Source organism: Acidovorax sp. (assembly GCF_034519795.1).
Taxonomy (GTDB): domain Bacteria; phylum Pseudomonadota; class Gammaproteobacteria; order Burkholderiales; family Burkholderiaceae_C; genus Acidovorax.
In genome coordinates, this window is the sequence record NZ_JAXHOB010000030.1 from 196,080 (window position 1) to 220,694 (window position 24,615).

A 24,615-nucleotide genomic window follows, 5' to 3' on the forward strand; every position below is an offset into this window, starting at 1 on the left:
TTCCTTGGGTGGTTCAGCAGAGGGGTCAAACACGGTTCAGGTCGAAGCCGGCTTTTTCGCCGGTGCCGTAGACCTTGAGCGCACCCTTGTCGCCCACGGCGTTGGGGCGGTTGAAGATCCAGTTCTGCCAGGCGGTGAGCCGGCCGAAGATGCGCGTGGCCATGTTCTCCTTGCTGGCAAAGCGCAGGTTGGCCTCCAGCCCGGTCAGGGCGTCGGGCGACATGGCGGCGCGCTCCTCGATGGCCATGCGCAGCTCGTCGTCCCAGTCGATGTCGTCGGGAGCGGCGGTGACCAGGCCCAGGGCCAGGGCTTCGTCGGCGTCGAGCGGCTTGCCGGCCGCAGCACGCGCTGCGTCGAGCGGCGCGGCCTCTTCATAGAAGCGGCGCTGCAGGCGGCTCTGGTCGTTGACCATGGGGAAGAAGCCGAAGTTGAATTCGTTGAGCGTGAGCCGGGGTGCGCGGTCGGCATCGTCGGGCAGGGCCAGCATGTAGCTGCGGTCGGCCGCGAAGGCCAACTCGGCCAGCGTGCCGGCAAAGCAGGAGTCCTCCTGCACCACCGCGAACAGGGTGCGCGAGGACACATCGAGGCGTGCCAGCGCGCGGCGCAGCGCGCCGATGGTCTCGCGCACCAGCCAGTGGTCCTGGTGCGCCAGCATCACCGCGTCGGAGGCGAGCACGGCCCGGGCGTCGCCCTCGGTCTTGAGCAGCCAGGTACCGATGTCGAGTTCGTTGGTGCGCAGGTTGAGGATGGCGTCGTCGAGTTCGCGCGCCAGGGCCAGCGGCCACCATGCGGTGCCGGCCGCTTCGATGGAGGCGATGTCGGCGGGCTGCGCGCCGGTGGGTGCCTTCACGGTGAGCGTGGCGGTGCGCCTGGCGCGGTCGATCTGCACCTGCACATGCGAGTAGCCCAGGCTGTCGGCACCATCCTCGCGCTCCAGCCGGGTCAGGGCGACGCCCTTGGCGCCGGCCGGGCGGTCGCTGCCGGCCGCCAGTTCGGTGGCACGTGCCTGCACCGCCGCAGCGAACTGGGCCGGCTTGGCCACCGCATCCACCAGGCGCCATTCCACCGCACGCTGGCCGCGCACGCCTTCGACGCTGGTGCAGAAGATGTCGGCCAGGTCGTGGCGCACATGGCGCTTGTCGGTCACACGCGTCAGGCCACCGGTGCCGGGCAGCACGCCCAGCAGCGGCACCTCGGGCAGCGAGACGGCCGACGAGCGGTCGTCCACCAGCAGGATCTCGTCGCAGGCCAGGGCCAGTTCGTAGCCGCCGCCGGCGCAGGCGCCGTTGACGGCGGCCAGGAATTTGAGGCCCGAGTGCTTCGACGAGTCCTCGATGCCATTGCGCGTCTCGTTGGTGAACTTGCAGAAGTTCACCTTCCAGGCGTGGCTGGAGACACCCAGCATGAAGATGTTGGCGCCCGAGCAGAAGATGCGGTCCTTGCCGCTGGTGACCACTACCGTGCGCACCCCGGGGTGCTCGAAGCGCACGCGGTTGAGCGCATCGTTGAGCTCGATGTCCACGCCCAGGTCATAGCTGTTGAGCTTGAGCTTGTAGCCGGGGCGGATGCCACCGTCTTCGGCGATGTTGAGCGACAGGCGGGCGATGGCCCCGTCGACGCTGAGCGACCAGTGGCGGTACTGGCCCGGTTCGGTGCGGTAGTCGACGCGCGCCGGGGCGCTGGTGGTGGTGGCAGTCATGGATGTCTCCTGTGGGGCCGGTAGTATCGGCTGCAAACCTCAGAACAAGAAAAATAATGCAGCTTTTGATTTCAATGACATGCATCATGCTGCATGTTTACGGACGCGTCAATGCCTAGGCTGCTTTTTTCGTTGCGAAAGAGGGGGCGACCGCACCCCGCGAGCGGCGGGGTCGGAGGCTCAGGCGGCGCTTATCGACTGCCTGGCGGCGGAGCGCAGGCCCTGGAAGGCCTGGGCCAGGCTCTTGCCACTGGTGTCCACCGACAGGTCGGCCTTGGAATAGAAGGCGGCACGGCCGCTCAGGATGCGCCGCAGGTCGTCCATGGCTTCCTTGCTGGCGGCCATGGGGCGGGTGTCCCCCTGGGCCGCAACCCGGCCCATGTGCTCTTCGGGTGCGGCCTGCAGCCACACCGTGGTGCAGTGCGCCAGCAGCTCGTTGAAGGTGGCGGGGTCGGAGACGATGCCGCCCGGGGTGGCAATCACCACCTCGCTGTAGATCTGGATGGTTTCCTCCAGCGCGCGGCGCTCGTAGCGGCGGTAGGCATTGGTGCCATAGAGGTCGTGGATCTCGCGCACGCTGCAGCCGGCGAGCTTCTCGATCTCGCGGCTCAGCTCCACGAAGGGCAGCTCCAGGTCGTCTGCCAGCATCTGGCCCAGCGTGGACTTGCCCGCGCCGCGCAGACCCACCAGGGCGATGCGGCTGTGCCGGGCGGGGTCGACCGAGGCCGTGCCCAGCAGCTCACCCAGCGCCAGGCGCACACGGCGCAGGTCGGCCTCGCTGCGGTTTTCGAGCAGCTCGCGGATCAGCAGCCACTCGGGCGAGCTGGTCGTGACATCGCCCACCAGCTCGGCCAGCGAGCAGTGCAGCGCCCCCGCCACCTGCTGCAGCACCAGGATGGAGGCATTGCCCGTGCCGTATTCGAGGTTGGCCAGGTGGCGCTCGGACACGTCGGCCGCAATGGCCACGGCCTTGCGCGTGAGCCCGCGCTGCGCGCGCAGGTTGCGCACGCGCTCGCCCAGCGCCGTCAGCAGCGGGTTGCGGGCTTCGCCGCCCGGCGCCGCAGCGCCGTTGCCGTCGATGGGCGCAGTGGCCAGCACTGCGTCGTCTTGCTCATTCATGCGCGTCCTTGTTCACACCACCGATTGTCTGCGGTCCGGCAGCCCGATAAATATGCACTATAGTGCTTGACTGAGATCATCCCGAGGTTTATCGTCCAGGTGCACGCAAGATACTGCACGTCGCAGGATCCTGCAAGGCAATCATTTTCCATGGCAAGCGGCGCACAGACGTCCTGCCCCAGCCCGCCTTTCCCATGAAAGCCCGCCACCATGATGACGCCCGCCACCGCCCCCTCCAGCAAGAATGCCTTCCATGCCCTGCTGGCCGACCTGACCGCGCAGCTCGAAGGCCGCCCGCTCGATGCGGCGCTGGACCAGTGGCTCAACGCCACGCACGGTGCCGCCAGCCCCACCTATGCGCAACTGCGCGACGCCTGCCTCACCGGCGTGGCCGAGGGCTGGCTGTGCGAGCGCGAGGGCGGTGGCATCCGGTACGGCCGCGTGTTCAAGGCCGAGGACGCGCTGCACCGCTTTTCGGTGGACGTGGTCGACATGCAGGACCTGGCGGGCCCGCACCACACGCACCCCAACGGCGAGATCGACCTGATCATGCCCATCGAGGGCAGCAGCGCCACCTTCGATGGCCGGCCCGCAGGCTGGTGCGTCTACGGCCCCGGCACCGCCCACCGCCCTACCGTGGCCCAGGGCCGCGCCCTGGTGCTCTACCTGCTGCCCGAAGGCCAGATCCAGTTCACGCGCACCTGAAATCCGCTCGCCCCCTCTTCTTCCATATATCCATGACTGAACTTCTCTCCAACTACGCTGCCGGCCGTTGGCAAGCAGGCACCGGCAACGGCACGCCGCTGTTCGACCCCGTGCTCGGCAACGAACTGGTGCGCGTGGACGCCACCGGGCTCGACCTGGCCGAGGCATTCACCTTTGCGCGCCAGCAAGGGGGCGCTGCCCTGCGCGCGCTGACCTACCGCGAGCGCGCGGCGCTGCTGGCCGCCATCGTCAAGGTGCTGCTCGCCCACCGCGATGCCTACTACGAGATCGCCACGGCCAATGCCGGCACGGTGAAGAACGACTCGGGCGTGGACATCGACGGCGCCATCTTCACGCTGGGCCAGTACGCCAAATGGGGCGACGCCCTGGGCGATGCCCGCGCGCTGCGCGACGGCGATGCGGCCCGGCTGGGCAAGGACCCGGTCTTCCAGTCGCAGCACCTGTCGGTGCCCACACAGGGCGTGGCGCTGTTCATCAATGCCTTCAACTTCCCGTCCTGGGGCCTGTGGGAAAAGGCCGCACCGGCCCTGCTCTCGGGCGTGCCGGTCATCGTCAAGCCGGCCACGGCCACGGCCTGGCTCACCCAGCGCATGGTCAAGGATGTGGTGGATGCAGGGGTGCTGCCCGCGGGCGCGCTGTCGGTCATCGCCGGCAGTTCGGCCGGGCTGATGGACCAGCTGCAGCCCTTCGACGTGGTGTCGTTCACCGGCTCGGCCGAGACGGCGGGCGTGATCCGCTCCCACCCGGCCGTGGCGCAGCGCTCGGTGCGCGCCAACATCGAGGCCGACAGCCTCAACAGCGCCATGCTGCTGCCGGGCGAGGCCCCGGGCAGTGAGGCCTTCAACCTGCTCGTGCGCGAGGTGGTGCGCGAGATGACGGTGAAGTCGGGCCAGAAGTGCACCGCCATCCGCCGCATCCTGGTGCCGGCCGAGGTGTACGAGGCCGCGGCCGAAGCCATAGGCGCCAGGCTCGCCGGCATCAGCGTGGGCAACCCGCGCAACGAGGGCGTGCGCATGGGCTCGCTGGTGAGCCGCGCGCAGTTGGCGGCGGTGCGCGAAGGCCTGGCGGCGCTGCAGGCGCAGACGACCGTGCTGCACGACGGGCGCGACCGGCCTCTGGTGGATGCCGACCCGGCCGTGGCCGCCTGCATCGGCCCGGTGCTGTTGGGTGCGCGCGATGCCGACGCCGCACAACGGGTGCACGACGTGGAGGTCTTCGGCCCCGTGGCCACGCTGCTGCCCTACCGCGACAGCGCGCACGCCATCGCGCTGGCGCACCGGGGCCAGGGTTCGCTGGTCACTTCGCTCTATGGCAGCGACGAGGCCGCGCTGGCGCAAACGGCCCTGGCCGTGGCCGCCAGCCATGGCCGCGTGCACGTGGTCACGCCCGACGTGGCACAGGCGCACAGCGGCCACGGCAACGTGATGCCGATGTCGCAGCATGGCGGGCCAGGCCGGGCGGGCGGTGGCGCCGAACTGGGCGGCCTGCGCGCGCTCGACTTCTACCACCAGCGCACAGCGGTGCAGGCCAGCCCCGGCGTGCTGGCAGCGCTGGGACTCTGACACCACAACCGACGCGACAAGAAAAAAGGCGCACCCGACCCGAGAGGGCCAAAGGAGACAACACCATGGGCCTGCCCCCACGATTCAATTTTGCCGAGCACCTGTTCGGCCTCAACCGGGGCCGTGCACAGCGCACGGCCTACATCGACGACCGGGGCAGCCTGGCCTACGGTGCGCTCGAAGACCGCGCGCGGCGCCTGGCGTCGGCCCTTGCCAGCGCCGGCGTGCGGCGCGAGGAGCGCGTGCTGTTGCTCATGCTCGACAGCAGCGACTGGCCCGTGGCCTTTCTCGGTTGCCTGTACGCCGGCGTGGTGCCGGTGGCGGTGAACACGCTGCTCACGGCCGACGACTACGCCTACATGCTGGACCACAGCCGCGCGCAGGCGGCCATCGTCTCGGGCGCACTGCTGGCGGTGCTGCAGGACGCCATGGGCCGCGCGCCGCACGAGGTGCGCACGCTGCTCGTCTCCCAGCCCACCGGGCCGCTGCCAGAAGGTGCCCTGGATTTCGAGGACACCCTGGCGCAGGCAACGCCGCTCGCAGCCCCGGTGAACACCGCAGCGGACGACCCGGGCTTCTGGCTCTACTCCTCGGGCTCCACCGGAAAGCCCAAGGGCACGGTGCACACCCATGCCAACCTGTGGTGGACGGCCGAGCTCTATGGCAAGCCGGTGCTCGGCCTGACCGAGGACGACGTGTGCTTCTCGGCCGCCAAGATGTATTTCGCCTACGGCCTGGGCAACGCGCTGACCTTCCCGCTCTCGGTAGGTGCCACCGTGGTGCTGATGGCCGAGCGGCCCACGCCCGACGCCACCTTCCGCCGCTGGACGCAGCACCGGCCCACGGTGTTCTTCGGCGCGCCCACGGGCTTCGCGGGCATGCTGGCCTCGCCCGCGCTGCCGGCGCGCGAGGCCGTGGCGCTGCGCATGTGTTCGTCGGCCGGCGAGGCCCTGCCGGGCGAGATAGCCCAGCGCTTCAAGGCGCACTTCGGCTGCGAGATCATCGACGGCATCGGCTCCACCGAGATGCTGCACATCTTCATCTCCAACCGGCCCGGCGACGTGCGCTACGGCACCACCGGCAAACCGGTGGAGGGCTACGAGGTGGAGCTGCGCGGCGAGGACGGCCGCCCGGTGCCCGATGGCGAGGTGGGCGACCTCTATATCTGCGGCCCGAGCGCGGCGCTGATGTACTGGGCCAACCGCGAGAAGTCGCGCGAGACCTTCCAGGGCGGCTGGACCAAGAGCGGCGACAAGTACACGCGCGACACCGACGGCTACTACACCTATGCCGGCCGCAGCGACGACATGCTCAAGGTCAGCGGCATCTATGTCTCGCCCTTCGAGGTGGAGGCCACGCTGATGCAGCACCCCGCCGTGCTCGAATCGGCCGTGATCGGCGTGCAGGACGGCGAAGGCCTGACCAAGACCAAGGCCTACGTGGTGCTCAAGCCGGGCCAGCAGGCCGACGCCCAGGCGCTGCAGGCCTTCGTGAAGGAGCGCCTGGCGGCCTACAAGTACCCGCGCTTCATCGAGTTCATCGACGAGTTGCCCAAGACCGCCACTGGCAAGATCCAGCGATTTCGCCTGCGCGAGAAGGAGGCCCGCGCGTGACGCAAGCCACCACAGCCTTTGCCACCATCACCTGGCGTGGTCGCACGGTGCAAATCGAGCACCAGTGGATCGCGCCCGAGCGCAGCGGCGCACCGCTGATCGTGTTCCTGCACGAAGGCCTGGGCTCGGTGGCGATGTGGAAGGACTTTCCCGAGCGCCTGTGCAACGCGGCGGGCGTGCGCGGCCTGGTGTTCTCGCGCCCGGCCTACGGCCGCTCGACCCCGCGCGAAGCCGACGAGACCTGGGACGTGGACTTCATGCACCGCCAGGCGCACGAGGTGCTGCCTGCCTTCTTCGAGGCCTTGGGACTGACCGAGGCGCCCTGGCTGCTTGGCCACAGCGACGGTGGCTCGATCGCGCTGCTCTACGCGGCGCGCTTTCCCGCAGCCGTGCGCGGCCTGGTGCTGATGGCGCCGCACATCTTCGTCGAGGATGTGACCATCGCCAACATCGAGATCGCCCGGGATGCCTACCGCAGCACCGACCTGCCTGCCAGGCTCAGCCGCTACCACGACGATGCCGACTCGGCCTTCTGGGGCTGGAACCGCATCTGGCTGCACCCGCCCTTTCGGCGGTGGAACATCGAAGCGGAGATCGGCGCGATTCGGGCACCGGTCCTGGCCATCCAGGGCGTGGATGACGAGTACGGGACGCTCACGCAGATCCGCGGCATCGCGCGCCGGGTGCCGGGCACAGAGCTGCTCGAATTGCCCGCCTGCGGACACTCGCCGCACCGCGACCGACCCGACGCCGTGATCGCCGCAGCCACGGACTTCATCGCGCAGACGAGCAGCTATTCCACGTAGCGCCTGAGTCCCGGCAGGTCGAGCACGGTGATGCCGCCGTACTCGATCTGCAAAATGCCCGACTCCTGCAGGCGCTTGAGCGCTGCATTGCAGCGCTGGCGCGAGACGCCCGTGAGGTTGGCGATCTCCTCCTGCGAGATCTGCAGGTGCCGGTCCATGCCGGGGTAGAGGAACGGGTGGAACAGGCCTGCCAGCGCGCGGGCCACCTGGCTGTCGGTGTCGAGCAAGTGGTGGGCCGTGAAGGTGCCCAGGAACCAGTGCATGCGCTCGTTGATCTGGCGCAGCAGGAAGTGGTCGAAGCTGCGCTCTGTGGCGTGCAGCCACGCAAAGGTCTCCACCGGCAACACCGCCACCCGGCTGGGCCGCAGGGCGATGATGTCGGCCGTGCGCGGCAGGGCGCGCAGCAGCGTGCCCTCGCCGAACCAGCTGCCGGCCGACAGGCCGCCCAGCGTCACGGCGCGGCCATCGGGCGAGGTAACGGACCACTTGAGCAGCCCCTCGATGGCGCCGTACCAGTGCAGGGGCACATCGCCGCGGCGGCACAGTGCGCCGCCTGCGGGCACCTCCACCTCGCGCACGTCGTCGAGCACGCGCTGCTGCGCGGGCGCATCGAGCAGCGGGAACCAGGCCGACGCGGCCAGCAGGCTGGTGGTGGAAGGCCGTGTCGCAGGGGGTGACAAAGTGGGGTTCTCCCGGAAGAAGACGCTGGCCCCGCGTATACCCTGCCCTCAAATGTCATCGCGATGACTGAGTGGAAAGGTGCCCAGAAAAACAATGCGGAGCACCCCGCAATTCTCCACCAGGACCCCGATGAGCAAGCGCAAAGTCATAGTCACCATTGCCCCCACGGGCGGCATGGCCCACAAGTCGCAGAACCCCCACCTGCCCACCCAGCCGGCCGAGATCGCCGACGACGTGGAGCGCTGCTGGAACGCCGGCGCCAGCGTGGTCGCCATCCACGCGCGCCGACCCGACGACGGCGCCACCTGCAACCCCGAGGTGTACCGCGACATCAACAGCCGCATCCGCGCCAAGGGCTGCGACATCGTGCTCAACAACTCCACGGGTGGCGGCGTGCATGGCGACATGGTCAAGCCCCTGCCCGGCGGCCGCTGGGAGATTGCGTGGGAGGAGCGCATCAAGGGCATGGACGCGGGTGCCGAGATGTGCACGCTGGACGCGACCACGCTGAACCTGAGCTTCGATGGCCGCGAAATCCTGATGGACACGCCACTGAGCCGGGGCCGTGAACTGGCCGCCGGCATGAAGGCGCGCGGCATCAAGCCCGAGTGGGAGGTGTTCAGCCCCACGCACATCCTGCAGGACACCACGACGCTGATCGAGGAGGGGCACGACGAAGGTCCGCACTTCATCAACCTGGTGATGAACGTGCACCGCGCCTTCCAGAACGCCATGCCCTACTCGCCGCGCTTTCTGCAGATGATGGTGGACACGCTGCCCAGGAACAGTTTGTTCTGCGTGAGCGGCATCGGTCCCTCGCAGCTCGAAGCCAACATCGCTGCCCTGCTGCTGGGCGGGCATGCGCGCGTGGGGCTGGAGGACAACCTGTACTTTCGCCACGGCGAGTTGGCCACCAACCTGCAGCTCACCGAACGCATCGTGCGCATCATCCGCGAGCTGGACATGGAGCCCGCCACGCCGGCCGAAGCGCGCGCGCTGATGGGCCTGCCGCGCGTGGGCGGCCCGCGCCCCGCGTTTGCCCCAGCTTGACCGCAACGATTCCCGCTCCACCATAACCCGACTTTCCCACCCCATCGAGGAGACAGAGATGAGCAACATGATGACGACGACGAACACCCGCCGCCAGTTCCTGGGCCACATGGGCGCCGCAGCCGCGCTGGGCACACTGTCGCCCCTGGCGGCGCTGGCGCAGACCATCGAGCAGGTCAAGATCTTCTACGGCTTTCCGGCCGGCAGTTCGGGCGACAGCGTGGCCCGCCGCGTGGGCGAGAAGCTCGCGGGGTCGGCCTACACGCGCAACTCGGCCGTGGTGGAAAACAAGCCCGGCGCCGGCGGGCGCATCGCGCTGGAGTCGCTCAAGGGTGCCGCTGCCGACGGCAGCGTGCTCACGCTGTCGCCGTTCTCGTGCACCTCGATCTACCCGCACATCTACAGCAAGCTCAGCTACGACCCGGTCAAGGACTTCGTGCCGGTGTCCATCGCCGCCATCATGCACCATGGCCTGGCCGTGGGGCCGCTGGTGCCGGCCTCGGTGAAGAACGTGAAGGACTTCCTCGCCTGGGCCAAGGCCAACCCCGGCCAGGCCAACTACGGCTCGCCCGCCGCAGGCTCCACGCCGCACTTCATCGGCGCACTGCTGGGCCTGAACAACGGCGTGGACTTGAAGCACGTGCCCTACCGCGGCTCCATCCCCGGCGTCACGGACGTGGTGGGCGGGCAGATCGCCTCGATGGTGACGCCGAGCGGTGACTTCATCCCCAACCACAAGGCAGGCAAGCTGCGGCTGATCGCCACCTCGGGCAAGGCACGCTCGCCGTTCTCGCCCGAAGTCGCGACCTTTGCCGAACAGGGCTTTCCCGAACTGACCACCGAGGAATGGTTCGGTTTCTACGCGCCGGCCAGGACGCCGGCCGCCGTGGTGGCCGCCGCCAATGCCGCGATCAACGCGGCGATCAAGGAGAAGGCCGTCGTCGACAGCCTGGCCGTGGTCGGGCTGATTGCACAGGGCTCCACCGCAGCAGAAATGGCGGCCTCCCAGCAGGCCGAGTTCGAGCGCTGGGGCCCGCTGGTGAAAAAGATCGGCTTCACGGCTGAATCCTGAAAGGAGCCCCGCGCATGGATTCGACCGTGAAGCGCGTCGCCGTGGTGGCCACCGGCGTCATCGGCGCCAGCTGGGCCGCCTACTTTCTGGCGCGCGGGCTGGACGTGGACGCCACCGACCCCTCGCCCGGTGCCGAAGAGCGCCTGCGCGAGGCCGTGGCCGCGCACTGGCCCACGCTGGAGCGCCAGGGGCTGGCGCCGGGCACCAGCCTGGCACGCCTGGCCTTCCACGCCCGGCTGGAGGATGCGGTGGCCACAGCCGACTTCGTGCAGGAGAGCGGGCCCGAGCGCGCCGACTTCAAGGCCGAGCTGTTCCGCCAGATCGACGCCGCCGCGCCAGCGCATGCCATCCTGGCGTCGAGCTCCTCAGGCCTGTCGGTCACGGCCATGCAGGCGTTGTGCGCGCGGCCCGGGCTCGTGGTGCTGGGCCACCCGTTCAACCCGCCGCACATGATCCCGCTGGTGGAGGTGGGCGGTGGGGAAAAGACCGTGCCCGAGGCCATCGAGCGCGCGATGGCCTTCTACACCGCCATCGGCAAGCGCCCCATCCACGTGCGCCGTGAGATCAAGGGCCACATCGCCAACCGGTTGCAGGCCGCGCTGTGGCGCGAGGCCTTCCACCTGGTGAACGAGGGCGTGGCCACGGTCGCCGACATCGACACCGCCATCGCCCAGGGACCCGGCCTGCGCTGGGCGCTGATGGGGCCGTTCATGAACCTGCACCTGTCGGGCGGCGCAGGCGGCGTGGCCTATGTCCTGGCCCACCTGGGCGGACCCATCGAAAGCTGGTGGCAGGACCTGGGTGCGCCCGCGATGACCGAGGCCTTGAAGCAGCAGGTGGTACAGGGCGTGGCCGCGGAGCTGGGCGAGCGCAGCACCGAGGACCTGGCGCGCACGCGCGATGCCCTGCTGCTGGACCTGCTGCGGGCCAAGCAATCCTCCGGCCACCTGGACTGAACACAAGAACCACACCAGAGACAACACGATGCACCCCGATTTCGTCGATGACCCCGCCGAACTGGCACCACCCCGCACCGTGCTCACGCACCTGGCCGACGGCGCCTTCACCCTGCAATCGCCCGAGCCGCTGGGGCCCTATGCCCGCTGCGTGGGCGAGTGGCTGGAGCACTGGGCACGCGAGACGCCCGATGCCCTGGCGCTGGCCGAGCGCGACGACAGCGGCGAGGACTGGCGCCGCCTGACCTATGCCCAGCTGCGCCAGGCCGTGGGTGCGGTGGCCCAGTCGCTGCTGGACATGGCCCTGCCTGCGGGGCGGCCCATCGCCATCCTCTCGGACAACGCCGTGGACCATGCCGTGCTGATGCTGGCCGCCATGCACATCGGCCGCACGGCGTGCTCGCTGTCGAGCGCCTACGCGCGCTCGCGCGACCCGGGGCGGCTGCACAGCATGCTGGCGGCGCTGCAGCCGTGCCTGGTCTATGCCTCGGATGCCCACGCCTATGCGCCGGCCCTGGCGGGCTACGCCGGCAACGCGGTGCGGGTCTTCAGCCGCCATGCGCAGGAATGCCCCGGCGCCCTGGCTTTTGCGCAGTTGCTCGCAGCCCGGGAAACACCGGCCGTGGCGCAGGCCTTCGAGGCCATCGCGCCCGACGACCACGCCAAGTACCTGCTGACCTCGGGCTCCACCGGCCGGCCCAAGGTGGTGATCAATACGCACCGCATGCTCTGCGCCAACCAGCAGATGGTGGCGCAGACCTGGCGCTTTCTCGGCCACGAAAAGCCGGTGCTGGTGGACTGGCTGCCCTGGAGCCACACCTTCGGCGGCAACCACAACCTGAACATGGTGCTATGCCACGGCGGCGCGCTCTACATCGACGAGGGCCGGCCCGCGCCCGGCCTGATCGAGAAGACCGTGCGCAACCTGCGCGAGGTGCGGCCCACCTTGCTCTTCAACGTGCCGCGCGGCTTCGACATGCTGCTGCCCGCGCTGGAGGCCGACCCGGCCCTGGCCGCCGAGGTGCTCTCGCGCCTGCGCCTGGCCTTCTATGCGGCAGCGGCGCTCGCCCCCTCCACCTGGCAACGGCTCGAAGCCGTGGCCGCGCGCGCCCGGCCCGCGCAGCCGCTGTGGCTCACCACCTCCTGGGGTGCGACCGAGACGTCCCCGGCCATCACCACGGCGCACTGGCGCCTGCAGGGCGCGGGCTGCATCGGTGCACCGCTGCCCGGGCTCACGCTCAAGCTGGTGCCCAACGGCGGCAAGCTGGAGATGCGGGTCAAGGGCGTGTCGGTGTTCCCGGGCTACCGCAACGCGCCGCACGAGACGGCGGCAGCCTTCGACGAAGACGGTTTCTACCGCATCGGCGATGCGGGCACCCTGGCCGACGCCGAACGGCCCGAGCGCGGCGTGGTCTTCAACGGGCGCGTGGCCGAGGACTTCAAGCTCTCCACCGGCAGCTGGGTCTCGGTGGGCACGCTGCGGGTGGAGCTGGTCTCGCAGCTCGCGCCGCTGGTGCAGGACATCGTGCTCACCGGGCACGACCGCGACGAAGTGGGCATGCTGGTCTTTCCGTCGGCCGCCGGCGCGGCCGATGGCCCAAGGCTCACGCAGGCGCTGCGCGCCGTGATGCAGGCCCGGCGCGATGCGGGCGCGGGCTCGTCGCAATGCCCCACGCGGGCATTGGTGCTGCGCACGCCGCCCGATGCCGACGTCGGCGAGATCACCGACAAGGGCTACATCAACCAGGGTGCGGTGCTGGCCCAGCGCGAAGACGAGGTGCACGCCCTGCACGCGACACCGCCGCGTGCGGACGTGATCGTCAGCGCATGAGCATGGCCAGCAGCACCAGCGCGAGCAGTGCCAGATAGACCTTGGCGTGCAGCCCGTCGGGCAGGCGTCCCACGAAGCGCCCACCGAGCCGGATGCCCAGCCACGAGCCGGCGACCAGCACCGCGAAGGCCCGCAGGTCCACAAAGCCCGCGTGCCACGCACCGAGCGGCGCCGCCTGCCCCCAGGCCAGCAGCACATAGGTCGCGGTGCCGGCCAGTGCCACCGGCAGCGACAGCGGGTTGGCCGCGGCCGTGGCCTGCACCATGGGCGCGCCACGCCGGCGCATGAGCGGCACCGTCATCACGCTGCCGCCCACCCCCAGGAAGGCGGCCACCGCACCGATGGCCAGCCCGAGCAAGGCCGTGAGCGGACCGGAAGGCTGCGGCTTGGAAGCTCCTGCACCATCTGCCACGCGCGGCCGGATGAAGCCCGGGCGCAGCAGCCCGTCGAGGATGGTGAGCGCCAGGTAGGCCACGAAGGCCCAGCGCACCCAGTCGCTGCGGATCAGGGTGGCAGCGGCGGCCCCTGCCACCGAGCCCACGGCGATGCAGGCCAGCAGCGGCCGCACCTGCGCCCAATCCACATTGCCCGCCCGGTGGTGGCGCCGCGTGGCCAGGCCCGCGCCGACGATCATCACGCAGGTGGAGGTGGCCACCGCCACCTGCATGGCCGACTGGCCGGCGGCGCTGTCCGCCCCGTGCAGGTGCACCAGCGTGCGGTACAGCACGGGCACGACGACGAACCCACCACCGAAGCCGAAGAGCACGGTGGTGACGCCGGCCAGTGTGCCGAACACGGCAAGGACAAGGTAGAACTCCATGCGCACATCCCATTGCTGCAAGACAGGAGGCGAGCTTAGGCCGCAGTGGCCTGGCCGGCTTTCGTCGGCAGGCCAATAATGTTTGCATTTCAGCCAAAGCACCCGGAGCATGCGCAACACGCCCCTGCACACCGTCGACGCCGTGGACCGCCCGGTCCTGGCCATCGCCACCGACTACCCCGCTGGCACCCTGCTCGACACGCACAGCCACCGGCGCGCGCAGTTCCTGTACGGCGCCACAGGCATCATGGAAGTCGGCACGGACGATGGCGCCTGGGTCGTGCCGACCAGCAGCGGCGTGTGGATACCGGCCGGCAAGCCGCACCGCGTGCGCATGGTGGGCGTGAGCACGTGCAGCCTCTACATCGAGCCGCGCGCCGCTCCGCGGCATGCGCAGCAATGCGAGGTGCTGCAGGTCTCGCCGCTGCTGCGCCAGCTGCTGCTGGAATCGGCCGGGCTGCCGGCCGACTACGCGCAGCGCGGGCGCGATGGGGCCCTGGTGCAACTGGTTCTGCACGAGCTGCAGCGTGCGCCGACCCTGCCCTTCTTCGCGCCCATGCCGCACGATGCGGCGCTGGCAGCACTGTGCGCCGGCTTTCTGCACCAGCCGCATGTGCATGCATCTCCCGCCGACTGGGCACGGCAGTTGCACAAGAGCGAGCGCAACTTCACCCGCTTCTTTCGGCTGCAGACCGGCATGTCGTTCGGCGCGTGGCGCCAGCAGGCCTGCCTGCTCGCCGCGCTGTCGCGCCTGTCGCGCGGTGACGCCGTGACCACTGTGGCGCTGGACCTCGGCTACGAGAGCCCCGGCGCTTTTTCCACCATGTTCAGGAAGCGCCTGGGGCGCCCTCCCTCGGAGTTCCTGGTGGCGTGATGGCGCGCAAAACGCCCGCGCAAGCGTTGTAAAAATCACGCCACGCAAAGGCCGCTGAGGTTCTGCGGTCTTGTCCTATAGCATTCGTGCGCGCAGTGCTTCTAAAATCGCGCACCTCCTTGCTCCAGCGGGGGGGCCCATTGCAACTATCGAAAACAAAGAATCATCATCATGGCAACTGCAAAGAAAACCACCGCTGTCGCAAAGGCAGCCCCCGCAGCGAAGAAGGCTGCAGCACCCGTGGCCAAGAAGGTCGCAGCACCTGTCGCCAAGAAGGCAGCGCCTGCTGCCAAGAAGGCCGCAGCCCCTGCAGCGAAGAAGGCCGCACCCGCCGCCGCAGCAACGCCTGCAGCGCTCAAGCCGATCAAGACCGCCTTCAACAAGACGACCCTGGTGGCCCACCTGGCCGAGCAATCGGGCGTGGAACCCAAGGCCACCAAGGCCGTGCTGGCAGCGCTCGAAGCCGCCATCCTGGGCTCCGTGCACAAGAAGGGTTCCGGCGAGTTCACGCTGCCTGGCGTGCTGAAGATCGGCCTGCAGCAAGTGCCCGCCAAGAAGAAGCGCTTTGGCAAGGACCCCTTCACCGGCGCCGAGCGCTGGTTCCCGGCCAAGCCCGCGGCTGTGAAGATCAAGACCCGCGCGCTCAAGAAGCTCAAGGACGCGACGGCCTGATCGGCCCTTCCTGGAGCAGTCTTTCCAGGTTTCGGATCGGAAGCCCAGGCGATGCAGATGCACCGCCTGGGCTTTTTTCATTTCACTTCCCCGCCTCTTTCGATCACACTTGGCGCTGCTGCCGGAGCACGTCCAGCACATGCTGCGTGGCCTTCTCGAGCGCGCCGGCGCGGCAGGCCAGGCCCAGGGGCCGCCACAGCGCCGGGCGCAGGGCCAGCATGCGGATGCGCGGGTCGGGCGGCGTAGCCACCGCAGCCTCGTGCGGCAGCAGCGTGGCGCCATAGCCGGCAGCCACCAGGCTCTTGATGGCATCGTTGTAGTTGAGCTCTATGCGCGCCGTGGGCTGCTCGCCGGCCAGCGCAAACCACTCGCCGGTCAGGCGCGACAGGCTGGTGCCCTCGTCGTTGAGGATCAGCGGCTGGCCCGCCAGCCAGTGTGGCGTGGCGCGCGTGGGCGCCGGCCATTTCGCCGGCACGAAGGCCATGACCGGGTCACGCCGCCAGGGCTCCACCAGCACCCCCTGCACCGTGGTCGACTGGGGCAGCGCCACCAGGCCCACATCGAGCGTGCCGCCGGCCAGCCGGGCCATGGTGTCGTGCGAGGTGAGCACCGCCACCTGCACGTCGATGTCCGGGTGCTGCTGGCCCAGCACTTCCAGCGCCTGCGGCAGCAGGTGGGCGATGGCTCCGGTGGAGGCTCCCAGCCGCACGCGGCCGGCCAGGCCCTGCACCTGGCGCTGCACCATGGCCAGGGTTTCATCGGCATCGGCCAGCAGGCGCCGAGCACGCTCGACCAGGGCCTCGCCCACGCCGGTGGCACGCACTTCACCGCGCTTGCGCAGCAGCAGCGGCGCGCCCACCTGCGCCTCCAGGTCGGCCATGTGCAGGCTCACCGTGGGGGCCGCCAGGTGCAGCACGCGCGCGGCTTCGGCAAACGATCCCAGGTCGGCGATGGTGACGAGGGTGCGCAATCGGTCCAGGTTCAGTTCACGCATGTCGTTCAGAAATCCTGATGCTGGTGGTTGTGAAATTCAACTTTTCAAATTCTATGCAGCCGCCGAAGATTGCGCATCCCCCATTTGGCACACCACCAGGAGCAACCCGCATGAGCCGCAACACACCGCTTGTCTTCATCGATGGCGACCAGGGCACGACCGGCCTGCAGATCCACGAGCGACTGCATGGCCGCACCGACCTCACCCTGCTGACCCTGCCCGAGCAGGACCGCAAGCACCCTGCACGGCGCGCCGAGGCCATCAATGCCTGCGACATCGCCGTGCTGTGCCTGCCCGACGGACCAGCGCGCGAGGCTGCGGCCTCCATCACCAACCCGGCCGTGCGCGTGATCGACGCGAGCTCCGCCCACCGCACCGATGCCGGCTGGGTCTATGGTTTTCCCGAGATGGATGGCGGCCAAGCCGAGCGCATTGCCGATGCCCGGCGCGTGACCAACCCGGGCTGCTACCCCACGGGCGCCATCGCCCTGCTGCGCCCGCTGGTTCAGGCCGGCCTGGTACCGGCGGACCACCCCTTGGCGATACACGCCGTGTCGGGCTACTCCGGCGGTGGGCGCTCGCGCGTGCAGGAGCACGAGGCACCGGGCGCCAAGGCGCCCGCCTTCCAGGTCTACGGCCTGCGCCTGGCGCACAAGCACACGCCAGAAATCGAACGGTATGCGGGCCTGTCGGCGCGGCCCATTTTCCTGCCGGCCTATGGCGCCTTCCGCCAGGGCATCGTGCTGACCATCCCCCTGCAGCTGCGCAGCCTGCCCGCAGGCACCAGCGCCGAGAAGATCCACCAGGCCCTGGCGCAGCACTATGCCGGCCAGCGCCATGTGGAGGTGGCGGGGCTGGCCGAGGCCGAATCCACCGAGCACCTGGACCCCGAGGCGCTGAACGGCAGCAACCAGCTGCGCCTGTCCGTGTTTGCCAACGCACAGCACGGGCAGGTGCTGCTCGCCGCCGTGTTCGACAACCTGGGCAAGGGCGCCTCGGGCGCGGCCGTGCAGAACCTGGACCTGATGCTGGAACGCATGGCAAAGGGCTGACGGGCTTCGCCCACTGTTCGGCGGCGCTCATCCGTCGTGCAGAAATGGTGGATGGTGTGGCGCCCGATGCCTGGGCAGACGCGCACGCCCCATCCAAGCCCATAGGCAACATCCACATCGACACGCTGCCGGGCCTGGTGCGCCTGTTCGCCCGCGTGCACGGCCGGGCATTGACCCGGCTGCCGGGACCGGTATGCCGGGCACGCAGGAAACCTGCGCGCAACCCGCTCCACAATGGCCGGGAAGGCGCCTCCATCGGGGACGGCGCAGCCCCACCCTGCCCCACCTTGTACGCCACACACCATGAGCACCCCCTACCAGTCCGGCTTTGGAAATGAATTCGCCACCGAGGCGCTTGCGGGCGCGCTGCCCGTGGGCCGCAACTCGCCACAGCGCTGCCCCTACGGCCTGTATGCCGAGCAACTGAGCGGCACCGCCTTCACGGCGCTGCGCGCGGACAACCGCCGCTCCTGGCTGTACCGCATCCGCCCATCGGCCATGCACACGCCGTTCGAGCGCATCGAGGATGGGCGCATCGTGAGCGCCTTCGACGCCGTGCCCACGCCCCCCAACCAGCTGCGCTGGAGCCCGCAGCCCATGCCCACCGAGCCCACCGACTTCGTGCAGGGCATCGTCACCATGGCCGGCAATGGCGACCCACACGCCCAGAACGGTGCGGCCATGCACCTGTACGCGGCCAACCGGTCGATGGAGCGGCGGGTGTTCTACAACGCCGACGGCGAGATGCTCATCGTGCCGCAGCTAGGCCGCCAGCGCTTCGTGACGGAGCTGGGCGTGATCGACGCCGAGCCGCAGGAGATCGTGGTGATACCGCGCGGCGTGCGCTTTCGCGTGGAACTGCCGGACGGCGAAGCGCGCGGCTACATCTGCGAGAACTACGGCGCCAACTTCCGCCTGCCGGACCTGGGACCCATCGGCTCCAACGGCCTGGCCAACCCGCGCGACTTCCTCACGCCGCATGCAGCCTACGAGGACATCGACGCGCCGCACGAGCTGGTGGCCAAGTTCATGGGCCACCTGTGGTCGGCGCAGATGGAGCACTCGCCCATCGACGTGGTGGCCTGGCATGGCAACTACGCGCCCTACAAGTACGACCTCAGGCGCTTCAACGCCATCGGCTCGATCAGCTACGACCACCCGGACCCGTCGATCTTCCTGGTGCTGCACAGCGCCTCTGACACGCCGGGCGTGAGCAACATCGACTTCGTGGTGTTCCCGCCGCGCACCCTGGTGATGCAGGACACCTTCCGTCCGCCCTGGTTCCACCGCAACATCGCCAGCGAGTTCATGGGCCTGGTGCATGGCGTCTACGACGCCAAGGCCGAAGGCTTCGTGCCCGGAGGCGCCAGCCTGCACAACAGCATGACCGGCCACGGCCCCGACGCGGAGACCTTCGAGAAGGCCAGCCACGCCGACCTGTCGGCACCGCACGCCATCAAGGACACCATGGCCTTCATGTTCGAGACGCGCTGCGTGCAGCGCCCCACCGCGCAGGCGCTGCAGTCGGCGCAGCTGCAGGACGACTACTACCGCTGCTGGCAGGGGCTGCGCAAGCACTTCAACCCCGACCAGCCCTGAGAGGCTGAGAGTTTTTTCGTCCATGCCCGCCTTGCACGCCAAAACACCCTGGCTCGTCGTTGCAAAGCTCGCCATAGCTCGAGCCATGGCTGCGCTTTGCGCCTGGACCCAGAGCGTTGTGACGCGCCTTTCGGGCACGGTCAAAGAACTCTCAGCCTCTGAGCCCCGGCGGCTGGCTGCCGCCTCCCTCTCCCACCTGAACCCTGCGCCATCTCCGCGCGCGCAGGTGCGGCCGGGCCGCCTGCTGCCTTGACGGCCGGGCTGCTGCCGCGCACCAGCCTGGGCGACACCACACCATGGGTCCATGACCCGTCAAACCGCCGGCCTTGCCTGCCCTGCATAGTCCGAGTGCAGGTCGAACACCAGCGTGCGCAGCCACTGGTTGGCCGGGTCCTTGTGGTACTTGGCGTGCCAAAAGAGATTGATGGCGATGCGCGGCAGCCTGACTGGGTGGGGCAGGTGCGTGAGGCCGAACGGATCGGCCATGCGCTCGGCCAGCCGCTCCGGCACGGTGGCGATGAGGTCCGTGGACTGCAGGATGTGGCCGATGGCCACGAAGTGCGGCACCTTGAGCTTCACGCGCCTCTGGGGCGAATGCTTGTCCAGGATCTCATCGACCTGGCCGTGGCCCGTTCCCGCCGAGACGATGGCCACATGCTCCGCCGCAAAGAATTCCGCCAGGCGCAGCCTGCGCTGGTCCAGCCGATGGCCCCGGCGCATCAGGCAGACATAGTCCTGCTCGAACAGCCTGCGCTGGAAGAACCCGGCCTTGAGCTGCGGCAAGAGCCCGATGGCCAGGTCCACCTGGCCAGCCTCCATCGCGTCCTTGAGGTTGACCGCAGTGTTGCGCACCGTGCTGATCGCCACGCCCGGCGCCAGCTCGCCGATGCGCTGCATGAGCCGGGGCAGGAAGTAGATCTCCCCGATGTCGGTCATGCCCACCGTGAAGCTGCGTTGGCTGCTGGCGGGATCGAAGGCGTTGCGCGCGTTGACCGCGCCATGGATCATGCCCAGCGCATAGCCCACCGACTCGGCCAGTTGCTCGGCAAACGGCGTGGGCTGCATGCCATTGGCCGTGCGCAGGAACAGGGGGTCGTCGAACTGCCGGCGCAGGCGCGCCAGAGCATTGCTCACGGCCGGCTGGCCCAGGCCCAGGTTCTCGGCCACCTTGGAGACCTTGCGCTCGGCCAGCAACTGGTTGAAGACCACCAGCAAATTGAGATCGATGTCCTTGAGCTCCATGGCCTGCCCCGATGAATATTGACTTCAATGATATTCAACATTCACACCATCGCGTTGACTGATTTTTGGGTGGCCCGGATCATCGCGGCCATGGCTCCCACCGGGAGCACCGCGATCCCGAACGAAGAAGAGACAACGCACGATGGAAATCCACGTCCGCCCGCTGCGGCGCACCCTGCACGTCGCTGCCGGCGTGAACCTGCTCGATGCCCTGCGCGCCAACGACGTGCCCGTGTCGTACAGCTGCATGGCCGGGCGCTGCGGCACCTGCCGCTGCAAGGTGGTGGCGGGCGGGGTGCTCGAATCGGGCCGTGAAGCGCAGCGGCCGCTGGGCGCGGAAGACGGCTACGTACTGGCCTGCCAGACCTTCGTGACCGAGCCCTGCACGGTGGAGATTGCCGAGCCCGACGAGGTGGTCGTGCACACCGCGCGAACGATCAAGGCCACGGTCGTCGCCATCGAGGATGCGGCCCACGACATCAAGCGCCTGCGCCTGCAGCCTGCCAAGCCGCTTGACTTCTCGCCGGGCCAGTATGCGCAGCTGCAGTTCACACACGCGCATGTGCGCCCCTACTCGATGGCGGGTCTGGCCGGGGATGGCGAACTGGAGTTCCACGTGCGGCTGGTGCCCGAGGGGCGCGTCACCGCCTACATTGCCCGGGACATGAAGGTGGGCGACGCGGTGCGCGTGAGCGGCCCCCTGGGCTCGGCCTACCTGCGGCGCCAGCACACCGGCCCCATGCTCTGCGTGGCGGGTGGCACGGGCCTGGCGCCCATCCTGTCCATCTTGCGTGGCGCGCTCGCGGCCGGCATGCACAACCCGGTGCACCTGTACTTCGGCGTGCGCTCCGAGCGCGACCTCTACGGGCAGGCATGGCTGGCGGATCTGCAGCGCCGGCACCCCGCGCTCACGGTGCACACGGTGCTGGCCTGCGGGCGGGCGCCGGGCTGCCGCGCCGGGCTCGTCACGCACGCCATCGCCCAGGACTGGCAGGACCTGGCCGGCTTTCGCGCCTACCTGTGCGGCGCACCACCCATGGTGGAAGCCACCTCGCTGCTGGTGCGCGGCTTGGGCGTGTTGCCCGGCCAAGTCCATGCGGACGCCTTCTACGCCAGCGGCACCTGACTGCACACCGAGAGCCCCGAAATGAACCACCTCGCCACCCACTCCGCCGAGACCCTGGCCGCGCGCAAGGCGTACTACGACCGCATCGGCGCCGACAGCATGACGCCGCTGTGGGAAGTGCTCGGTGCCCTGGTGCCGCCCGAGCCCCGCTCCCCCGCCGTTCCCCACCGGTGGTCGTACGCAGACGTGCGCGCCCAGGTGATGGAAGCGGGCACGCTGATCAGCGCAGCCGAAGCCGAGCGGCGCGTTCTCATCCTGGAAAACCCCGGCCTGCGCGGGCAGTCGTGCATCACGCAGTCGCTGTATGCGGGTCTGCAGCTGATACTGCCCGGCGAAGTGGCCCCCGCGCACCGCCACACCCAGTCGGCCCTGCGCCTGGTGCTGGACGGCGAAGGCGCCTACACCGCCGTCAATGGCGAGCGGGTGACCATGCGCCGTGGCGACTTCATCATCACGCCCGCCTGGACCTGGCATGAGCATGGCAACCTGGGCAGCGAGCCCGTGGTCTGGCTCGATGGGTTGGACATCCCGCTGGTGCGATTTCTCGATGCAGGCTTTGCCGAAAAAGCCGGGGAGCGCTCGCAAGGCGTGGAGCGCCCCGAAGGCGATGCGCTGGCACGCTACGGCAACAACATGCAGCCCATGGACGAGGAGCAGCGCGCGGGCGACCCGACCCGCCTGTTCATTTATCCCTTTGCGCAGACGCGTGCGGCGCTGCTCGCCATATCCCACGGCATGCCCGATGCCCACCTGGGCTTCAAGCAGCGCTTCGTGAACCCTGCCACCGGCGGCTCGCCCATGCCCACCATGGGTACTTTCGCCCAGCGCCTTCCCGCCGGCTTCTCAACCCGCCCCTACCGCTGCACCGATGGCACGGTGCATGTCTGCCTGGAAGGCGGTGGCGAGGCCGAGATCAACGGACAGACCCATGGCTTCGAGGAGCGCGATGTGTTCGTCGTGCCATCCTGGCACACGCTGCGCTTGCGCGCCCGTGCCGACAGCATTCTCTTTTCCTACTCCGACCGCCCTGTGCAGAAGGCCCTGGGCCTGTGGCGCGAAGAACGCCTCTGATCGCCACATCCTTTCAGGACCCACCATGCCCTACGCCGTTGCTGCCCCTGCCATGCCCACCCTCACCGTCGCGGGCCGCGAAGAACGCTTTCCCGTCCACCGCATCTTCTGCGTGGGGCGCAACTACGCGGCCCATGCGCGCGAGATGGGCAAGGACCCGGACCGCGAGGCCCCGTTCTTCTTCATGAAGCCCGCCAACGCCGCCGTGGACGCCGCGCACCCCCAGGCCATTCCCTACCCGCCGCGCACGGCCAATTTCCACCACGAGATCGAACTGGTGCTGGCCATCGGCACGGGCGGCGCCAACATTCCGGTGGACAAAGCGCTGGAGCATGTCTACGGCTATGCCGTGGGCCTGGACATGACGCGGCGCGACCTGCAGCTGGAGGCGCGCGACAAGGGCCGGCCCTGGGAATTCGGCAAGTCGTTCGCCCGCTCGGCGCCCTTCGGCGCCATCCACCGCGCCCAGGACATCGGCCACCCCGCCGCAGGCGCGATCTCGCTCACCGTCAACGGGCAGCCGCGCCAGCATTCGGACATCGCCCTGCTCATCTGGTCGGTCGCCGAGTGCCTGACCACCCTCTCGCAGTACGAGACGCTGGAGCCCGGAGACCTGGTCATGACCGGCACGCCCGAGGGCGTGAACGCCGTGGTGACCGGCGACGTGATGCACGGGACCATCGCCGGCCTGGGTGAGATTCTGGTCACGGTGTCCTGAGCTCCCATCCACAGGACCAGCAAAAGAACGAGGAGACCGGCATGAGCGAACCCACCACCATCTTTCCCACCGGGGTGCACTGGGAGGGCACCGGTACGAGCCGCGTGCCCTTCAAGGTCTACACCGACGACGCGCTGCACCGCAAGGAGCTCGAACGCTTCTTCTACCAGAAGCACTGGTGCTATGTGGGCCTCGAAGCCGAGATCCCGAACGCCGGCGACTTCAAGCGCACGGTGATCGGCGAGCGCTCGGTGGTCATGGTGCGCGATGCCGAGGGCGGCATCAACGTGATCGAGAACGTCTGCGCGCACCGCGGCATGCAGTTCTGCCGCGAGCGCTCGGGCAACCGCAAGGAGCTGGTCTGCCCCTACCACCAGTGGAACTACAGCTTGAAGGGCGAGCTGCAGGGCGTGCCTTTTCGCCGCGGTGTCAAGCAGGACGGCAAGGTCCACGGCGGCATGCCGGCCGATTTCAATCCCGCAGAGCACGGGCTCAACAAGCTGAAGGTCGCCACGCGCGGCGGCGTGGTGTTCGCCTCGTTCGACCATGGTGTGGAATCGTTCGAGGACTTTCTCGGCCCCGAGATCCTGGCCTACTTCGACCGGCTGTTCGATGGCCGCCAACTCACCCTGCTGGGCTACAACCGCCAGCGCATCCCGGGCAACTGGAAGCTGATGCAGGAGAACATCAAGGACCCCTACCACCCCGGGCTGCTGCACACCTGGTTCGTGACCTTCGGGCTCTGGCGCGCGGACAACAAGAGCGAACTCACCATGGACTCCCGCCACCGCCATGCGGCCATGGTGTCCACGCGCGGCCAGGCGGGCAAGGCCGGCCAAGTCACGCAGGTGTCGAGCTTCAAGGAAAGCATGCAGCTCGAAGACCCGCGCTTTCTGGACATCGTGCCCGAGCCCTGGTGGGGCGGGCCCACCGCGGTGATGATGACCTTGTTCCCGAGCGTGATCCTGCAGCAGCAGGTCAACAGCGTCTCCACGCGCCACATCCAGCCCGCAGGCCATGGCGCCTTCGACTTCGTGTGGACGCATTTCGGCTTCGCGGACGATACCGAGGAGATGACGCAGCGCCGGCTGCGCCAGGCCAATCTGTTCGGGCCGGCGGGCTTTGTCTCGGCCGACGATGGCGAGGTGATCGAGTTCTCGCAGCAGGGCTTTGCGCAAAAGCCTTTTCACCGCGCGCTGGCCGAACTGGGCGGGCGCGAGGTGGGCAACACCGACCACATGGTGACCGAGACCTTGATCCGCGGCATGTACCAATACTGGCGTGAGGTCATGGAGGACGACGACGCACCCCAGGACAAGGCAGGTGGCTGAG

The 24,615-nt window shown here is 69.0% G+C and carries 22 protein-coding genes; 16 read left to right on the forward strand and 6 right to left on the reverse strand.

Features of this window, described 5'->3' with window-relative positions; genetic code table 11:
* Window positions 1–25: 25 nt before the first annotated feature.
* Together boxC and U5N23_RS29750 are read right to left on the reverse strand one after the other, a co-directional pair.
* Window positions 26–1,699 (reverse strand): 2,3-epoxybenzoyl-CoA dihydrolase, encoded by a 1,674-nt coding sequence (gene boxC, locus U5N23_RS29745; RefSeq protein ID WP_322596292.1) that lies wholly within the window; start codon window positions 1,697–1,699, stop codon window positions 26–28.
* Between the two features lie 180 nt (window positions 1,700–1,879).
* Window positions 1,880–2,818: a helix-turn-helix transcriptional regulator gene (locus U5N23_RS29750; protein ID WP_322596293.1), complete on the reverse strand. Its 939-nt coding sequence runs from the start codon at window positions 2,816–2,818 to the stop codon at window positions 1,880–1,882.
* A 213-nt stretch (window positions 2,819–3,031) separates the two neighbouring features.
* On the opposite strand from U5N23_RS29750, the gene U5N23_RS29755 reads away from it, so the two are divergent.
* The 4 genes from U5N23_RS29755 to U5N23_RS29770 all read left to right on the forward strand — a co-directional run bounded on the left by U5N23_RS29755 (window position 3,032) and on the right by U5N23_RS29770 (window position 7,525).
* Window positions 3,032–3,523: a DUF4863 family protein gene (locus U5N23_RS29755; protein ID WP_322596377.1), complete on the forward strand. Its 492-nt coding sequence runs from the start codon at window positions 3,032–3,034 to the stop codon at window positions 3,521–3,523.
* A gap of 32 nt (window positions 3,524–3,555) precedes the next feature.
* Complete coding sequence (locus tag U5N23_RS29760) at window positions 3,556–5,106, forward strand: 3,4-dehydroadipyl-CoA semialdehyde dehydrogenase (protein ID WP_322596294.1); 1,551 nt, start codon at window positions 3,556–3,558, stop codon at window positions 5,104–5,106.
* A 65-nt stretch (window positions 5,107–5,171) separates the two neighbouring features.
* The gene (locus U5N23_RS29765) at window positions 5,172–6,719 is read left to right on the forward strand and encodes a benzoate-CoA ligase family protein (RefSeq protein WP_322596295.1); all 1,548 of its coding nucleotides are present in this window, start codon (window positions 5,172–5,174) and stop codon (window positions 6,717–6,719) included.
* A complete protein-coding gene (locus U5N23_RS29770) occupies window positions 6,716–7,525 on the forward strand; it encodes an alpha/beta hydrolase (RefSeq protein ID WP_322596296.1) in 810 nt (269 codons plus the stop codon). Before U5N23_RS29765 ends, U5N23_RS29770 begins: the two co-directional genes overlap by 4 nt.
* Here U5N23_RS29770 and U5N23_RS29775 read toward each other — a convergent pair.
* Window positions 7,513–8,205, reverse strand: a complete 693-nt coding sequence (locus U5N23_RS29775) for a Crp/Fnr family transcriptional regulator (protein WP_322596297.1) — start codon at window positions 8,203–8,205, stop codon at window positions 7,513–7,515. The genes U5N23_RS29770 and U5N23_RS29775 overlap by 13 nt on opposite strands.
* Before the next feature lie 130 nt (window positions 8,206–8,335).
* Here U5N23_RS29775 and U5N23_RS29780 point away from each other — a divergent pair, with 130 nt between their 5' ends.
* The 4 genes from U5N23_RS29780 to U5N23_RS29795 are packed head-to-tail and all read left to right on the forward strand — an operon-like array spanning window position 8,336 to window position 13,115.
* Complete coding sequence (locus U5N23_RS29780; RefSeq protein WP_322596298.1) at window positions 8,336–9,256, forward strand: 3-keto-5-aminohexanoate cleavage protein; 921 nt, start codon at window positions 8,336–8,338, stop codon at window positions 9,254–9,256.
* Between the two features lie 58 nt (window positions 9,257–9,314).
* A complete protein-coding gene (locus tag U5N23_RS29785) occupies window positions 9,315–10,328 on the forward strand; it encodes a Bug family tripartite tricarboxylate transporter substrate binding protein (RefSeq protein ID WP_322596299.1) in 1,014 nt (337 codons plus the stop codon).
* A gap of 14 nt (window positions 10,329–10,342) precedes the next feature.
* A complete protein-coding gene (locus U5N23_RS29790; RefSeq protein WP_322596300.1) occupies window positions 10,343–11,284 on the forward strand; it encodes a 3-hydroxyacyl-CoA dehydrogenase NAD-binding domain-containing protein in 942 nt (313 codons plus the stop codon).
* A 28-nt stretch (window positions 11,285–11,312) separates the two neighbouring features.
* Entirely contained in the window at window positions 11,313–13,115 is a 1,803-nt protein-coding gene (locus U5N23_RS29795) for a feruloyl-CoA synthase (RefSeq protein ID WP_322596301.1), read from the forward strand.
* Here the strand turns inward: U5N23_RS29795 and U5N23_RS29800 are convergent.
* The gene (locus U5N23_RS29800) at window positions 13,105–13,935 is read right to left on the reverse strand and encodes a sulfite exporter TauE/SafE family protein (RefSeq protein ID WP_322596302.1); all 831 of its coding nucleotides are present in this window, start codon (window positions 13,933–13,935) and stop codon (window positions 13,105–13,107) included. The genes U5N23_RS29795 and U5N23_RS29800 overlap by 11 nt on opposite strands.
* Window positions 13,936–14,044: 109 nt before the next feature.
* Between U5N23_RS29800 and U5N23_RS29805 the strand changes: the two genes are divergently transcribed.
* Window positions 14,045–14,809, forward strand: a complete 765-nt coding sequence (locus U5N23_RS29805; protein ID WP_322596303.1) for a helix-turn-helix transcriptional regulator — start codon at window positions 14,045–14,047, stop codon at window positions 14,807–14,809.
* 171 nt (window positions 14,810–14,980) lie between these two features.
* A complete protein-coding gene (locus tag U5N23_RS29810) occupies window positions 14,981–15,481 on the forward strand; it encodes an HU family DNA-binding protein (protein ID WP_057269070.1) in 501 nt (166 codons plus the stop codon).
* Window positions 15,482–15,584: 103 nt separating this feature from the next.
* Here the strand turns inward: U5N23_RS29810 and U5N23_RS29815 are convergent, their stop codons facing one another.
* Entirely contained in the window at window positions 15,585–16,475 is an 891-nt protein-coding gene (locus U5N23_RS29815) for a LysR family transcriptional regulator (RefSeq protein WP_322596304.1), read from the reverse strand.
* A gap of 110 nt (window positions 16,476–16,585) precedes the next feature.
* Between U5N23_RS29815 and argC the strand changes: the two genes are divergently transcribed.
* Window positions 16,586–17,527 (forward strand): N-acetyl-gamma-glutamyl-phosphate reductase, encoded by a 942-nt coding sequence (gene argC / locus U5N23_RS29820; RefSeq protein WP_322596305.1) that lies wholly within the window; start codon window positions 16,586–16,588, stop codon window positions 17,525–17,527.
* Between the two features lie 303 nt (window positions 17,528–17,830).
* On the forward strand, window positions 17,831–19,126 hold the full coding sequence (hmgA, locus tag U5N23_RS29825) for a homogentisate 1,2-dioxygenase (protein ID WP_322596306.1): 1,296 nt from the start codon (window positions 17,831–17,833) through the stop codon (window positions 19,124–19,126).
* Between the two features lie 312 nt (window positions 19,127–19,438).
* Here the strand turns inward: hmgA and U5N23_RS29830 are convergent, their stop codons facing one another.
* Window positions 19,439–20,368 carry a LysR family transcriptional regulator gene (locus U5N23_RS29830; RefSeq protein ID WP_322596307.1) on the reverse strand — a complete coding sequence of 310 codons (930 nt, stop codon included), beginning with the start codon at window positions 20,366–20,368 and terminating at the stop codon, window positions 19,439–19,441.
* A 142-nt stretch (window positions 20,369–20,510) separates the two neighbouring features.
* On the opposite strand from U5N23_RS29830, the gene U5N23_RS29835 reads away from it, so the two are divergent.
* From U5N23_RS29835 to U5N23_RS29850, 4 genes are read left to right on the forward strand one after another with little or no spacing between them, the layout of a single operon-like run.
* Entirely contained in the window at window positions 20,511–21,494 is a 984-nt protein-coding gene (locus U5N23_RS29835; RefSeq protein ID WP_322596308.1) for a 2Fe-2S iron-sulfur cluster-binding protein, read from the forward strand.
* Window positions 21,495–21,515: 21 nt separating this feature from the next.
* The gene (gene gtdA / locus U5N23_RS29840) at window positions 21,516–22,565 is read left to right on the forward strand and encodes a gentisate 1,2-dioxygenase (RefSeq protein WP_322596309.1); all 1,050 of its coding nucleotides are present in this window, start codon (window positions 21,516–21,518) and stop codon (window positions 22,563–22,565) included.
* Between the two features lie 25 nt (window positions 22,566–22,590).
* On the forward strand, window positions 22,591–23,283 hold the full coding sequence (locus U5N23_RS29845) for a fumarylacetoacetate hydrolase family protein (protein WP_322596310.1): 693 nt from the start codon (window positions 22,591–22,593) through the stop codon (window positions 23,281–23,283).
* Window positions 23,284–23,324: 41 nt separating this feature from the next.
* Window positions 23,325–24,614 carry an aromatic ring-hydroxylating dioxygenase subunit alpha gene (locus tag U5N23_RS29850; RefSeq protein ID WP_322596311.1) on the forward strand — a complete coding sequence of 430 codons (1,290 nt, stop codon included), beginning with the start codon at window positions 23,325–23,327 and terminating at the stop codon, window positions 24,612–24,614.
* Window position 24,615 lies beyond the last annotated feature (1 nt).

What these genes read in the sequence shown, in the direction of transcription:
- U5N23_RS29765 (WP_322596295.1), top strand. Translation starts at nt 5,172, where the DNA reads ATGGGCCTGCCCCCACGATTCAATTTTGCCGAGCACCTGTTCGGCCTC.
- U5N23_RS29790 (WP_322596300.1), top strand. Translation starts at nt 10,343, where the DNA reads ATGGATTCGACCGTGAAGCGCGTCGCCGTGGTGGCCACCGGCGTCATC.
- argC (WP_322596305.1), top strand. Translation starts at nt 16,586, where the DNA reads ATGAGCCGCAACACACCGCTTGTCTTCATCGATGGCGACCAGGGCACG.
- U5N23_RS29830 (WP_322596307.1), bottom strand. Translation starts at nt 20,368, where the DNA reads ATGGAGCTCAAGGACATCGATCTCAATTTGCTGGTGGTCTTCAACCAG.
- U5N23_RS29835 (WP_322596308.1), top strand. Translation starts at nt 20,511, where the DNA reads ATGGAAATCCACGTCCGCCCGCTGCGGCGCACCCTGCACGTCGCTGCC.
- U5N23_RS29750 (WP_322596293.1), bottom strand. Translation starts at nt 2,818, where the DNA reads ATGAATGAGCAAGACGACGCAGTGCTGGCCACTGCGCCCATCGACGGC.
- U5N23_RS29805 (WP_322596303.1), top strand. Translation starts at nt 14,045, where the DNA reads ATGCGCAACACGCCCCTGCACACCGTCGACGCCGTGGACCGCCCGGTC.
- U5N23_RS29760 (WP_322596294.1), top strand. Translation starts at nt 3,556, where the DNA reads ATGACTGAACTTCTCTCCAACTACGCTGCCGGCCGTTGGCAAGCAGGC.
- U5N23_RS29850 (WP_322596311.1), top strand. Translation starts at nt 23,325, where the DNA reads ATGAGCGAACCCACCACCATCTTTCCCACCGGGGTGCACTGGGAGGGC.
- U5N23_RS29780 (WP_322596298.1), top strand. Translation starts at nt 8,336, where the DNA reads ATGAGCAAGCGCAAAGTCATAGTCACCATTGCCCCCACGGGCGGCATG.
- hmgA (WP_322596306.1), top strand. Translation starts at nt 17,831, where the DNA reads ATGAGCACCCCCTACCAGTCCGGCTTTGGAAATGAATTCGCCACCGAG.
- U5N23_RS29810 (WP_057269070.1), top strand. Translation starts at nt 14,981, where the DNA reads ATGGCAACTGCAAAGAAAACCACCGCTGTCGCAAAGGCAGCCCCCGCA.
- U5N23_RS29785 (WP_322596299.1), top strand. Translation starts at nt 9,315, where the DNA reads ATGAGCAACATGATGACGACGACGAACACCCGCCGCCAGTTCCTGGGC.
- U5N23_RS29800 (WP_322596302.1), bottom strand. Translation starts at nt 13,935, where the DNA reads ATGGAGTTCTACCTTGTCCTTGCCGTGTTCGGCACACTGGCCGGCGTC.
- U5N23_RS29845 (WP_322596310.1), top strand. Translation starts at nt 22,591, where the DNA reads ATGCCCTACGCCGTTGCTGCCCCTGCCATGCCCACCCTCACCGTCGCG.
- U5N23_RS29755 (WP_322596377.1), top strand. Translation starts at nt 3,032, where the DNA reads ATGACGCCCGCCACCGCCCCCTCCAGCAAGAATGCCTTCCATGCCCTG.
- boxC (WP_322596292.1), bottom strand. Translation starts at nt 1,699, where the DNA reads ATGACTGCCACCACCACCAGCGCCCCGGCGCGCGTCGACTACCGCACC.
- gtdA (WP_322596309.1), top strand. Translation starts at nt 21,516, where the DNA reads ATGAACCACCTCGCCACCCACTCCGCCGAGACCCTGGCCGCGCGCAAG.
- U5N23_RS29795 (WP_322596301.1), top strand. Translation starts at nt 11,313, where the DNA reads ATGCACCCCGATTTCGTCGATGACCCCGCCGAACTGGCACCACCCCGC.
- U5N23_RS29815 (WP_322596304.1), bottom strand. Translation starts at nt 16,475, where the DNA reads ATGCGTGAACTGAACCTGGACCGATTGCGCACCCTCGTCACCATCGCC.